The organism is Coriobacteriaceae bacterium, assembly GCA_025992855.1.
GTDB lineage: Bacteria > Actinomycetota > Coriobacteriia > Coriobacteriales > Coriobacteriaceae > Collinsella.
In genome coordinates, this window is record DAJPGB010000001.1 from 1,177,851 (window position 1) to 1,190,241 (window position 12,391).

13 protein-coding genes are annotated in these 12,391 nt (G+C 59.0%); 9 read left to right on the forward strand and 4 right to left on the reverse strand.

The features are described 5' to 3' along the window. Window positions 1-219 precede the first annotated feature (219 nt). From OIL88_04900 to OIL88_04910, 3 genes are all read left to right on the forward strand, one after another. Entirely contained in the window at window positions 220-1,530 is a 1,311-nt protein-coding gene (locus OIL88_04900; GenBank protein ID HJI71703.1) for an O-acetylhomoserine aminocarboxypropyltransferase/cysteine synthase, read from the forward strand. A 311-nt stretch (window positions 1,531-1,841) separates the two neighbouring features. Beyond that, window positions 1,842-2,618, forward strand: a complete 777-nt coding sequence (locus tag OIL88_04905; GenBank protein HJI71704.1) for a hypothetical protein — start codon at window positions 1,842-1,844, stop codon at window positions 2,616-2,618. Between the two features lie 191 nt (window positions 2,619-2,809). After that, window positions 2,810-3,016 (forward strand): hypothetical protein, encoded by a 207-nt coding sequence (locus OIL88_04910; protein ID HJI71705.1) that lies wholly within the window; start codon window positions 2,810-2,812, stop codon window positions 3,014-3,016. A 108-nt stretch (window positions 3,017-3,124) separates the two neighbouring features. Here the strand turns inward: OIL88_04910 and OIL88_04915 are convergent, their stop codons facing one another. Together OIL88_04915 and OIL88_04920 are read right to left on the reverse strand one after the other, a co-directional pair. Beyond that, complete coding sequence (locus OIL88_04915) at window positions 3,125-4,039, reverse strand: 2-dehydropantoate 2-reductase (GenBank protein HJI71706.1); 915 nt, start codon at window positions 4,037-4,039, stop codon at window positions 3,125-3,127. Between the two features lie 117 nt (window positions 4,040-4,156). Then, entirely contained in the window at window positions 4,157-4,351 is a 195-nt protein-coding gene (locus OIL88_04920; GenBank protein HJI71707.1) for a hypothetical protein, read from the reverse strand. A gap of 163 nt (window positions 4,352-4,514) precedes the next feature. On the opposite strand from OIL88_04920, the gene OIL88_04925 reads away from it, so the two are divergent. The 6 genes from OIL88_04925 to OIL88_04950 all read left to right on the forward strand — a co-directional run bounded on the left by OIL88_04925 (window position 4,515) and on the right by OIL88_04950 (window position 11,087). Continuing rightward, entirely contained in the window at window positions 4,515-5,705 is a 1,191-nt protein-coding gene (locus OIL88_04925) for an aldo/keto reductase (GenBank protein HJI71708.1), read from the forward strand. 90 nt (window positions 5,706-5,795) lie between these two features. Further along, window positions 5,796-6,815 carry a Gfo/Idh/MocA family oxidoreductase gene (locus OIL88_04930; GenBank protein ID HJI71709.1) on the forward strand — a complete coding sequence of 340 codons (1,020 nt, stop codon included), beginning with the start codon at window positions 5,796-5,798 and terminating at the stop codon, window positions 6,813-6,815. A 152-nt stretch (window positions 6,816-6,967) separates the two neighbouring features. After that, window positions 6,968-7,834 carry a deoxyribonuclease IV gene (locus OIL88_04935; GenBank protein ID HJI71710.1) on the forward strand — a complete coding sequence of 289 codons (867 nt, stop codon included), beginning with the start codon at window positions 6,968-6,970 and terminating at the stop codon, window positions 7,832-7,834. Window positions 7,835-7,981: 147 nt separating this feature from the next. Continuing rightward, window positions 7,982-8,842, forward strand: a complete 861-nt coding sequence (locus OIL88_04940; GenBank protein HJI71711.1) for an ABC transporter substrate-binding protein — start codon at window positions 7,982-7,984, stop codon at window positions 8,840-8,842. 118 nt (window positions 8,843-8,960) lie between these two features. Beyond that, window positions 8,961-10,322 (forward strand): ABC transporter permease subunit, encoded by a 1,362-nt coding sequence (locus OIL88_04945; GenBank protein ID HJI71712.1) that lies wholly within the window; start codon window positions 8,961-8,963, stop codon window positions 10,320-10,322. Between the two features lie 12 nt (window positions 10,323-10,334). After that, the gene (locus OIL88_04950) at window positions 10,335-11,087 is read left to right on the forward strand and encodes an amino acid ABC transporter ATP-binding protein (protein HJI71713.1); all 753 of its coding nucleotides are present in this window, start codon (window positions 10,335-10,337) and stop codon (window positions 11,085-11,087) included. A 117-nt stretch (window positions 11,088-11,204) separates the two neighbouring features. Here the strand turns inward: OIL88_04950 and OIL88_04955 are convergent, their stop codons facing one another. Together OIL88_04955 and OIL88_04960 are read right to left on the reverse strand one after the other, a co-directional pair. Then, the gene (locus OIL88_04955) at window positions 11,205-11,624 is read right to left on the reverse strand and encodes a flavodoxin (protein HJI71714.1); all 420 of its coding nucleotides are present in this window, start codon (window positions 11,622-11,624) and stop codon (window positions 11,205-11,207) included. A 46-nt stretch (window positions 11,625-11,670) separates the two neighbouring features. Beyond that, the gene (locus OIL88_04960; GenBank protein HJI71715.1) at window positions 11,671-12,375 is read right to left on the reverse strand and encodes a DUF3793 family protein; all 705 of its coding nucleotides are present in this window, start codon (window positions 12,373-12,375) and stop codon (window positions 11,671-11,673) included. Between the last annotated feature and the right edge of the window lie 16 nt (window positions 12,376-12,391).

Here is a 12,391-nt window from a genome sequence, read left to right on the forward strand (position 1 = left end):
AGTGATTGACCGAGTGAAACAATGCTCGTACTATTCAAAACACACAAAGGCGGTAGGTAATTAAGCCGACCACGGAACCGGGATGTCAAAAGGAGGACCGCATATGAACTGCTTACCAAGACGAATGCCGGGCTCCTGTTTGCGCCCGTCGGCGTGATCAGGAGACAGCGACTTACTTCTCTCTTATTTATTTACTTTCGTTCGATCAAGGAGATCATCATGAGCCAGTTCATCAACAACCCCGAGCACACCTTTGGTTTCGATACCCTGCAGCTTCATGTTGGCCAGGAGAGCGCCGACCCCGCATCCGACTCCCGCGCCGTGCCTATCTACCAGACCACGAGCTATGTGTTCCGCAACTCCCAGCACGCCGCCGATCGCTTTGGTCTTGCCGACGCCGGTAACATCTACGGCCGTCTGACCAACTCCACCCAGGGCGTCTTTGAGGACCGTATCGCCGCGCTCGAGGGTGGCGTGGCCGGTCTTGCCGTCGCCTCCGGTGCCGCTGCCATCACCTATACCCTGCAGGCTCTTGCCCAGGCTGGTGACCACGTGGTGGCTCAGAAGACCATCTACGGCGGTTCCTACAACCTGCTCGAGCATACGCTCTCCCAGTTTGGCGTCGAGACCACGTTTGTCGATGCTCATAACCTGGAAGAGGTTGAGGGTGCCATCAAGGACAACACCACGGTCATCTATCTCGAGACGCTCGGCAACCCCAACTCTGACATCCCCAACATCGACGTCATCTCCGAGATCGCCAAGAAGCACGGTCTGCCGGTTGTCGTCGACAACACTTTCGGCACCCCGTATCTGTTCCGTCCGCTGGAGCATGGCGCCAACATCGTCGTCCACTCCGCAACCAAGTTCATCGGCGGCCACGGCACCTCGCTGGGCGGTGTGATCGTCGACGGCGGTAACTTCGATTGGAAGGCGAGCGGAAAGTACGCCCAGATCGCTGAGCCCAACCCCTCCTACCATGGCGTCTCGTTTGCCGAGGCTGCCGGTCCCGCCGCCTTCGCAACCTATGTCCGCGCCATCCTGCTGCGTGACGAGGGTGCCTGCATCAGCCCGTTCAACGCCTGGGTCCTGCTCCAGGGCACCGAGACCCTGTCGCTGCGCGTTGACCGTCATGTCGAGAACACCAAGAAGGTCGTTGAGTTCCTTGCCGGCGACAGCCATGTCGCCAAGGTGAACCACCCGAGCCTGCCTGAGCACCCCGATCACGAGCTCTATCAGAAGTACTTCCCCAACGGCGGCGCTTCGATCTTCACCTTTGAGATTAAGGGTGGCCAGGAGGCTGCCTGGAAGTTCATCGATCATCTGCAGGTGTTCTCGCTGCTCGCCAACGTGGCCGATGTCAAGTCGCTCGTCGTGCACCCGGCTACCACCACGCACTCCCAGCTCTCTGCCGAGGAGCTCGCCGAGCAGAACATCACGCCCTCCACGATCCGTCTTTCCATCGGTACCGAGAACGCCGAGGATATCATTTGGGATCTGAAGCAGGCCTTCGCCGTGCTGGACGAGTAAGGCGACTTGTGCAAGGACCCCTTGCGACTCGATAGGTATAACTGCATAAATGCCTGCTCAAGACGCCTGCGCAAGCAATGGTTGCGCAGGCGTCTTTTTTGCATAGGAAGGGCGCTATTACAGGGTTTTTGGCATGCTTTATGCATTTGAGTTGTGGAAAACTCCTGTTGAGAGGATGTGAGTTTTACGCAATTGACGTGCGCCTTTTGAGTAAAACCGCAGGTCGCGATTTGCTCGAGGTACTATGCAGCGCGATCGAATCACACGCAGCTCAAACGCAGCAAAAACGCACTACGGAGGTTTCCAGCTACATGAGGATCGATTCACGAAAACCGAAAGCCGCTGCCCTTTCCGCCGCTCTGACCGTGGCACTTTTGACAGGCGCCGGCGCAACTGATGCCCACGCGGCAACACTGTCCGATACGGTTGGATCTACGCCGTCCGAGGCGACGCTGGTACAGCCCGTTGATTATCGCGGCGATGGTTATGGTTCCATGCAGGAGTGGAACGCCTCGATGGAGGCCAAGCGCGATTCCCTTGAGATGCGCGCTCAGATCATTATGAATATGTATGGCGACTATGCTACCGATGACGAGCGCGCTGTGCTGCAGGGTTGTATCGACGGTGCGGGTAGTCTGTTGACGATGGGGGAGGTCGACACGAAGTCGACCGAGCTCGATGAGCTGCGCACTGCGCTTGAGAATGCCAAGCGCGAAGCGCTCGAGGCCGCCGCAGCCGAGGCCGAGGCCGCCGAGGCCGTTCAGGCTTCGTATTACAACGCCGGCTCCGGCTTGTCTTACACGTCTGCTGCGTATTACGCGAACGGCTCGGGTCTGACGCGCTCGAGCGGCGTCAATAACTATAACGGCCGCCGCGAGACTTATTACAGCAGCAACGTGTTGTATCACCACCGCACGGGCGAATGGACGCAGGATTCCGAGGGCTTTTGGCGCGATTCCGACGGCTACTACGTCGTTGCCGCGGGCGATAAGGCCCAAGGCTCCACGTTTACCGGTTCCAAGGGCGAGTGCAAGGTCTATGACTCCGGCTGTGCTGCCGGAACCACCGACTACTATACCGGTTGGTAATCTGCCATCAGAGCAAAATAGGCACATGATGGGCGGGCGTCTTTGCTGAGCTTTTAGGCAACGTAAAGCCGCCCTTTCTTTATGTGCGTTTGAGTTAACAGAGCCCTTACCGTGGCGGTACGCTGGGCGTATGCATGCGGGGCACACTGGTTCATGAGAAATAAGGTCTTTCTCGTGGAGGAAGTGGTCTCATGAACGCTCGAGATATCGCTATCGCCGCCGTCGCATTGGTACTTGGCTGTCTTGGCCCTACAGCTGCGTTTGTCGCAGGCATGCAGGGCTCGTGCGGGGCTGCTCCTATTGTGGTCGGCGCGCTCATCGCAGCAGCGCTGCTGGGAAGTGCGGGCGTGACCCTTTGCCGCGATGACGAGGACGAGACGCCGCAGGTGCGGCGCTAGCCGTTGTGAAGCTGGTTTTGCCCATAGATGAAGAAGGAAGCCGCCGCAAGGGGAGTGCCCTTTGCGGCGGTTTTTGCTATTGAGACTGTTGGATGCGGTGCGGCGGCGTTACCAGCTGGCCTCGATTTCGCGGATGCGCGAATAGAGCCATTCGTTTTGCGGCACCTGGATACCGTGCTTGGCCGCGAGGCGGCAGATGGTACCCGCAAATTCCTCGACCTCGGTTCTGCGTTGAGCGATGCGGTCTTGCGCCATCGAGGGCATGCCGGCGGGATCGAGCCCTTTTATGAGACGCACCATCTGCGTTAGGTCTGCCTCGGTGAGCTCGATGCCCTCGGCATTGGCGACTGCAAGCGTCTCGCGCATGGCGGAGACAAAACTGCGGAGCTGCTCGGAGCCCTGCTCCGTAGCGCTTCCGTAGGTGCCGCCGTAGGCCATACAGGTCTGGTTGATGCCGTCGTTGAGCATGAGTTTGGCCCACATGCGATGTGCGATGTCGTGCTCGACGGTATGGGCGATGCCGCAACGCGTGTAGAGCTCGTCGATGGCGATAACGGTTGCGGGGTCGGTGCCCGCTGCCGCATCAAAGCGGATCTCGCCGGCATTGGTATAGGTGAGCTCCCCGTTGAGGAATACGGCGTCCATGCCCTGGCAGATACCAAGGACGGTGTGCTCCCAGCCAAAGCGCTCGGCAATCTTCTGCTCGCTCGTGATGCCGTTGCACAGCGACGCGATCAGCGTGTCGGGTCCCACGACGCTTTCCAGAGTTTTGAGCGCCACATCGAGCCCGGTTGTCTTGACCGTGAGGATGACCAGGTCGACGGGCGTCGCCTCGCTCGCGCGGACGGACTTGAGCGCGCAGGGCTTGCCGTTGACGGTGAGCGCATCACCCGCGTGGCGCTCAAAGCGCGCGTCGTCCATAACGTATTTGACGGCGTCGTTGCCGAGTGCCTGGGCGATCATACTGCCGTAGAGTAGCCCGACGCCGCCCTTGCCGATAAAGGTGACCTTGTTGATCTGCATGTGAATTATCTCCCCATATAAAAGGGGCCCGCGTAAGGGGCGCCTGATGGATTGTATGCCGCCAGCGCACCTTGTGCATGCAGGGTGGCGATTTTTAAATGAATGGATGCGTGGAGCTTACGCTGCGGGGCAGACCGCGAAAACGCGTGCGGGGTATCCGACGCCATCGCGGACCTTGGGGAAGGTGCAGAAGATGACCGCGCCTGTGGCGGGAAGCTCGTCCAGATGGTCCATGACCTCGATCTGATAGCGGTCGACCGAGAGGATGTATTGCTCGCCGGGGTAGGGGTAGGCGTCCTCACGCGTGGTCACGCTCGTCTCCTTTCATCGGGCTTTTTGCTGATGTTAAAGCGGTGCCGTGACAGCTCGATTTCTGCTGCGTTACGATACGTTCTCGATTGCGATTCCACGATGTTTCGGCTGCGTGACCATTGTGTTTCGCCTTGCCGGGGTGCTGATAGCGAAGGGAGGGGCCGTGCAATATCGCGTTGACCCCAAAAGCGGCAACCGTATCTCGGCGTTGGGGCTGGGCTGCATGAGGTTTCCCGGTGCGCCGGGACGCCCGGATGCGAAGACCGCCGACGCCATCATCTCCCGTGCGGTGGAGCAGGGGATTAACTACCTGGACACGGCCTATCTCTATCCCGGCAACGAGGCTTGTGTGGGCGCTTCGCTTGAGCGCCTAGGCCTACGCGACCAGGTTTTGCTCGCGACCAAGCTGCCACATGCTTCGTGCAAATGCGCGGAGGATTTCGATCGGTTCTTCGACGAGCAGCTGCGTCGCCTGCAGACCGACCATATCGACTATTACCTTATGCACAACATCACCTCGCCTGCGCAGTGGGAGCGCGTGGTGGCACTGGGCATCGAGGACTGGATTGCGCGCCAAAAGGCTTCGGGGCGCATTCGCCAGATCGGTTTTTCATACCACGGCAGCGCGGCGGACTTCCTCACGATGCTCGATGCGTATGAGTGGGACTTTTGCCAGATCCAGTACAATTACGCTGGAGAGCGCTATCAGGCGGGAACGGCGGGGCTCATGGCCGCCGCCGAGCGCGGGCTCGCGGTGTTTGTGATGGAGCCGCTACTGGGCGGGCGTTTAGCGGGCAAACTGCCGCCACGGGCTCGCGCTGTGCTCGATAGTGCCCGTGACCCGCATTTGCGCACTCCTGCCGCCTGGGGTCTTTCGTGGGTGTGGAACCATCCTCAGGTGACGATGCTGCTTTCGGGTATGACCGATACCGCGCAGGTGGATGAGAACGCGGTGTTGGCCGATCGGGCTCTGCCGGATTCGATGACAGCTACTCAGCTCGATGCCATCGCGCACGTGCTGACGGAGTTTGAGAAATCGAATCGCGTGCCCTGCACGGGATGCGGCTACTGCATGCCATGTCCCAAGGGCATCAATATTCCCGGCTGCTTTGCCGCCTACAACGCGAGCTATGCGCACAGCTGGTTTACGGGTCTATCGCAGTACTTTACGGCGAGCGCGGTGCGCACAAGCGAGGCCAAGCTGGTGAGCAATTGCGTCAAGTGCGGTAAATGCGCGCGCCACTGCCCACAGCATATCGATATTCCCGAGCGTTTCGACGATGTGCGCCGACGTTTCCAGCCTGGCCCCGTAACGGCTGCGCTTAAAGCCTTTTGCAAAACGCGCTCCTCATGACCCTTTTATAACTTGCGGTGGAATAGTTCCTGTTTGCGGCAGAATGGGGCTTAAACAGGAACTATTCCACCGCAACTGAAGGGGGCTGTCGTGGGCCATCGGGATTCATGTGATGATTTGCGCGAGGTTCGTTGGGGCGTTTTGGGCGCTGGGCACATTTCGCATCGATTTGCATCGTCGCTCAAGGAGGTGGACGGGGCGCGGCTTGTGGCTGCCGCCGGTCGCGCCCCTTCGCATGTTGAGGAGTTTTGCGGGGCGTTTTCGATTGATGCCGCGCACAGCTATGCCACGACTGACGATAGCGGCGATGCGGCTTATGATGCGCTGATTGCCGACCCCGATGTCGACGCAATCTACTTGGCTCTTCCGCATGGCATGCATACGCGTTGGGCCTGTCGCGCGCTGCGTGCCGGAAAGGCCGTGCTGTGCGAAAAGCCGGCCGTTTTGAGTGAGGAAGAGGCTCTCTCGATTGCCTCCACCTCTCGCGAGTGCGGCGTGCTGTTTATGGAGGCGATGAAGAATCGGTTTTGCCCGATGCGCACTCGCGTGAAGGACTTGTTTGCGTCGGGTGAGCTTGGCCGTATTGTCTCGATTGAAAGCGTGCAAAAGCTCGATTACGGCGAGTCTCCTTCGGGCTATCTGCTTGATCCGTTGCAGGGCGGCTGTCTATATGACATGGGCTGCTATGCGGTCGGTTGGTTTGAGGATTTGCTCGCGGGCGCTTGCGAGGTTTCGTCCCGTGAAGTTCGCTGGCGTGACGTATCGGGCGGTCGCGTCGATTGGGCCGACGAGATCCATATGAGCGTCGGCGGTATACCCATTCATATGGTGTGCGACGGCGAAGCAACATATGAAAGCCGCTTAACGATTGCCTGTGAGCGGGGCTCGTTGGAAATCGAGCGGCTCCATCGCCCCGAGCTCGCTCATGTGAAGTATTCCGACGGTCGAGTACTCGAAATCGATGCACCATTTGAAGTCGATGATTTTTACGGTGAGGCGTCGCATGCGACGCAGCTCATTCAGGCGGGGAAACTCGAAAGCCCCATCATGTGCCTAGCCGCCACACAGCGCTGTGCGCACATCATCGATGCGATTCGCTTGAAACTTTAGGGCGTGGGGGCATGGCGCCAGCGCTTGGAATGCCTGGAGGCCTTTGCTCTTGATGCCCCTTTTATAACTTGCGGTGGAATACGGTCTGTTTGCGCCAAAATAAGGCACCAATAGACCGTATTTTTCCGCAACTGATGAGGAGGGAGCTGGAGATGCTGACGATCGGGTGCCATCTTTCGACGACGAAGGGCTATCGGGCAATGGGGGAGACAGCGTTGTCCATTGGCGCCAATACCTTTGCATTCTTTACGCGCAACCCGCGCGGCGGCAAGGCGAAAGACCTTGACATGGATGACGTGGCGGCCCTGCGCGAGCTTATGGAGCAAAACGACTTTGGCCAGCTCGTGGCTCATGCCCCGTATACCTATAACCCCTGCTCAGCCAAAGAGCGGGCGCGCGAGTTTGCCCTGGAGGCCATGGCAGAGGACCTGCGGCGCATGGAGGCGCTGCCCGGCAACTACTACAACTTCCATCCCGGTGCGCATGTGGGGCAGGGCTCCGACGCCGGCATTCAGATGATTGTCGACACCCTGTGCCAGGTGATGTTTGAGGGCCAGCAGACGACGGTGCTGCTCGAGACCATGGCCGGCAAGGGTACCGAGGTGGGCCGCAGCTTTGAGGAGCTGGCGTGCATTATCGAGGGCGTTGCCGCCAAGTGCCCAGAGCTGTCCGATAAGCTGGGCGTTTGTTTGGACACCTGCCATGTGAGCGATGCCGGCTACGACATCATCCATGATCTGGACGGCGTACTCGACGAGTTCGACCGCGTGGTGGGTATCGATCGCTTGCATGCCGTACACATCAACGATTCGAAGAACCCTTGTGGCGCCCATAAAGATCGTCACGAGTGCATCGGCAAGGGATATCTTGGCAGCGAGGAATTTGGTGGCGGTATGCAGGTTATGCAGAATATTGTATCGAATGGCCACTTGCGTTCGCTGCCGTTTATTTTGGAGACTCCGAACGAACTTGCAGGTTATGCAGCTGAAATTAGACTATTAAGGTCATTGCAGCAGTAATGACTGTCACAAAGTAGAGTATTCCATTCACGTTATGGGTTTGTTTCAATCAGTTTTCTCATTGCAGATTCGTAATCCCGGGTGCATAATAGCCAACAGTTTTTGCAGACCTCTGAATCAAACGAGGTCACCGGAAGGAGACTGATTATGAAGCTGAAGAAGCTTGGCGCATTTGCCGCCACGGGTGCTATGGCGCTCGCCCTTGCTCTGACGGGCTGCGGTTCGTCCAACGCCACCTCTGGTTCTGATGCCGGTTCCAGCAGCTCTGACGACGCTAAGGTCGAGAAGGTCGACGGCTCCAAGGAGTACGCGCTCGTCAAGGACGGCACGCTGACCGTCGGCACCTCTGCCGAGTACGCGCCGTTTGAGTACAAGGATGACAACGGCGACTACCAGGGCTTTGACCTTGAGCTCATCAAGGCTATCGGTGACAAGCTGGGTCTGGATGTCGAGTACGTCAACAATGACTTTGACACGCTGGTTCCGGGCGTCGCTTCGGGCGCCAAGTATGACGTTTCCATCGCGGCTATCACCGACACGCCCGAGCGTGAGAAGGAAGTCACTTTCTCTGATTCCTACTACATGGACGATCAGGCTATCGTGACCAAGGTCGATAACACCGACATCACGGCCGACAACTACAGCGAGAAGCTCAACAACGCCGACGCTACCATCATCGTCCAGTCTGGCTCGACCGCCGAGGCCTTTGCCCAGGAGAACTTCCCCAAGGCCAAGATCGTCCCCTACAAGGACGCCACCGAGTGCTTCAGCGCCCTGCAGTCCGATAAGGGCGACGCCGTAGTCACCAACCGCTCCGTTGCCAGCCAGCTGACCGCCGAGCAGTTCAACACCTGCCAGACCATCAAGCAGATCAGCACCGGCGAGGAGTACGCCATCGCCATCAACCAGGGCAACACCAAGCTCAAGGACGACATCAACCAGGCTATCAAGGACCTGACCGACGACGGTACCGTCGACGCCCTCATGGCTAAGTACAATATCAAGTAAAATAACTACTTGATTGCGCGCGGGCCCTTTCCGTTTTGGCGGAAAGGGCCTTTGCGCTTCTCTTGACGGAGAGCGTTTCCGTCTCGTTTTGCCGGCAACTTCTACGATAGGAGCCACCTTGTCTCGACTGAACAAAGGGGCCGCGGAGCAGCGTTTTCCACTGCCCTCGATGCTCCAAAAGCTGGCCTGTGCCCTGGCTGTGGCGCTCGCCCTGGTATGCGCGGGGGCCTGCGTGCCCACGACCGCCCAGGCGCTTGAGACCGCAAAGATCACCGCCCGACCCAATACCGGTTCGGGTAGCGATGTGGTCGGCGGCACCGAGACGCGCATCACTTGGGAAGTTCAGGCCGATGCCGACGAGGAGCTGAGCGGTCTTTCGCTGACGTTTGTCGACGGCACGACGTTTGGTACCGATGACACGCGATTGACGATGCTCTCGGGCGAGGACCTCATGGATCGTACGCCCATGAAGCCCACGTGCAAGGCTGACGGCCAGACGCTCAAGATTGACTTTGGCGAGACGGCGCCTGCCGGCGGCTATTTCCGCGTCGAGGTTTACGGTGTGACGTTTCCCGTCGAGGGCGGCGATGAGGCCTTTAGCGGCACCTATACGCTCGCCGACGGTTCGACCAAGAAGATCTCCAAGATTCCGTCGGTGGAGATCAAGGGCGTGACGGCCTTCGATAACTTCCTGGCCGACCTTAAGGAGCAGCCGTGGGTCGAGGCGTGGAACTCCAATATGTTCCTGCGCCTGTTCCTGAACCCGGTCATTTTGGTCCAGAGCCTGCCGATCGTCTTCAAGGGCTTCCTTATGTCGCTTTCGATCGTGCTCGTGGCGTTTCCGCTGGCAATTCCCTTTGGCTTTGCCCTGTCGCTTATGCGCATCTCCAAGTCGCGCATCCTGCGCTGCCTCGCCGGCATCTACGTGAATATCATTCGCGGTACGCCGGCGTTCCTGCAGATCTATATCGCGTTCTTCGGTCTGCCGTTGGCCGGCGTCAAGGTGGACGACTATGTTTTGGGCGTTATCGTCATGGCCATGAACTCGTCTGCGTACCTGTGCGAGATCTTCCGTGCCGGTATTCAATCGATCCCCAAGGGCCAAAACGAGGCTGCTCGCTCTCTGGGCATGAATGCCTTCCAGACGCTGCTCTACGTTATGATTCCGCAGACGTTCCGCAATGTTTTGCCTACGCTGACCAGCGAGTTTATCTTGCTTTACAAGGATACGTCGCTGCTTGCCGCCGTGGGTGTGGTCGAAATCGTCATGAACGCCCGTACCATCGTGGCCACGACGGGCTCCATTACACCGTACGTGGTTGCCGCCCTGTTCTATCTGGTCATCACCCTGCCGCTCGCTCGCTTGGTGAGCGGTCTTGAGGCGAGGCTTTTGGGTACGACCGAGACCAAGAAGAAGCGTCCCGCCAAGAGCGCCGGACAGGTTGTCGCGACGCCTGCCGATCACATCGCCGGTCTGTAAGGAGGTCCTATCATGAGCGAAACCAATAACTCGAACGAGGTCGTCGTCAGCATTAAGAACCTCCAGAAGGCCTTTGGCGATAACGTGGTCCTGCGCGACATCGATCTGGATGTGCACAAGGGTGAGGTCGTTGTGGTCTTGGGCCCCTCGGGCTCGGGCAAGTCGACGATGCTTCGCTGCATCAATCGTCTGGAGCATCCCACGAGCGGCTCGATTGTCGTTGAGGGCGTGGATGTGTGCGCCAAGGGTGTCGACCTCAACAAAGTGCGCACGCACCTGGGCATGGTGTTTCAGCAGTTCAACCTGTTCCCGCACCTGTCGGTCAAAAAGAACGTCATGCTTGCGCAGCAAAAGGTGCTCAAGCGCAGCAAAGAAGAGGCCGAGAAGATCGCCATCGAGGAGCTGACCAAGGTCGGCCTGGCCGAGCGCATCGACTTTATGCCGAGTCAGCTTTCGGGCGGCCAGCAGCAGCGCGTGGCCATCGCCCGCGCCCTGTCGATGAATCCGCACGTGATGCTCTTTGACGAGGCCACGTCAGCGCTTGACCCCGAGCTTGTCCGCGACGTTCTTGGCGTCATGCGCGACCTGGCACGTGACGGTATGACCATGATCGTGGTGACGCACGAGATGGGCTTTGCCCGCGATGTCGCCGACCGCGTGGTCTTTATGGACGGCGGCGTTATCGTGGAAGAGGGTACGCCGAGCGAGGTCTTCGACCACCCCAAGAGCGAGCGCACTAAGGCGTTCTTGGGCAATATCTCGTAGCCGGTTGATGTAACTGCCGTTATAAAAGAGCGGGGGCTGGACTTGAATCCAGCCCCCGCTCTTTTGTAGGGATGAGGATGCGCTTTGATGCAGGCTCTTTTGGAGGCCCTGGGTTCGTTACGCGAGCTCGGCTCCGAGGGCCTTGCAAGCGGTCTCGCCCTCATCATCGGGCGCATCGTAGCAAATGACGGAATCGACGACGTTGACGCCTGCCTCATCGGCATCGGCCTTCCAGTTGTCCATCCACTCGCCCTCGGCCCACGAATAAGAGCCAAAGAGGACGACCTTCTTGTCACCGAGGGTCTCCTTGACCTCGTCCCACATAGGCTGGAACTCGTCATACTCAAGCTCCTCGGAACCCATGGCGGGGCAGCCGAAGGCAATGGCGTCATAGTTGGCGGCCTTGTCTGCGGAGAAGTCGGCGCAGGAGATGACCTCTGCCTCGGCGCCGGCACCGGTTGCGCCCTCGGCAACGAAGTTTGCCATGGCCTCGGTGTTGCCCGTGCCGCTCCAGTAGACGACGGCGATCTTGCTCATGTGTTTTCCTTTCGGTTGTGCGGCGTGCGGCCGCGTTTTGTATGCTCTATCGGGTTGCCTGGACAAGTTGTCCCAGGGTGCAGCCCTGTTGATAGATGTAGGTAAGGTATTGCGTGCATGCGCGATAGGAATCGAAGGTCGTGAGCGCCTGCTCAACGTTTGTGTATACCTTCCATGCGCCAAAGACCTTATAGTTTTCGCCGTGCTGGACGATAAACTGATGGACATCTTCGTAGGGATAGCCCAAAAAATAGCCAATTTCGTGGGGGAACTCGCACATGCACCCCGTATCGCAGTGCCTATTTCGCGCGAGTGCGCAGACGCTGCCGTCATAGGCGCTTTCTGCGGCATTTCTGCTTGCCAGCGTGATGCGCGCGGCGAGATGCACCAGTGATGCGGGCAGGTTGTGGACATCGTAACCTTCGGCGGCAAGCGCCGTCGTGGCGCGGGGGTCGGAGAGGTATCGCATGAGGTCCGCAGGGCGGTACACATAGATGAGCGCTCCGCAGGGGCGCCAGACTAAAACGCTCATATGGATCCCGAGTGGCTGGAGCTCGCGGTTGCATTGGGCTATGACGGCGAGCAGGCGAGAGCGTCGCCCTTCGATATGGGCGGCGCCGGGTTTTCCGTTTTGGTTGGCGTAAACGCCGGGATAGGTAAAGAGCGATGCCGGCTTGATACCTGCGAGCGTAGGGGAGCAGTTGCGCACGACAGCCGTTTGGTATGTTGGGATGTCAATGGTTCGAGTCACGATGCTCCTTTCGGGT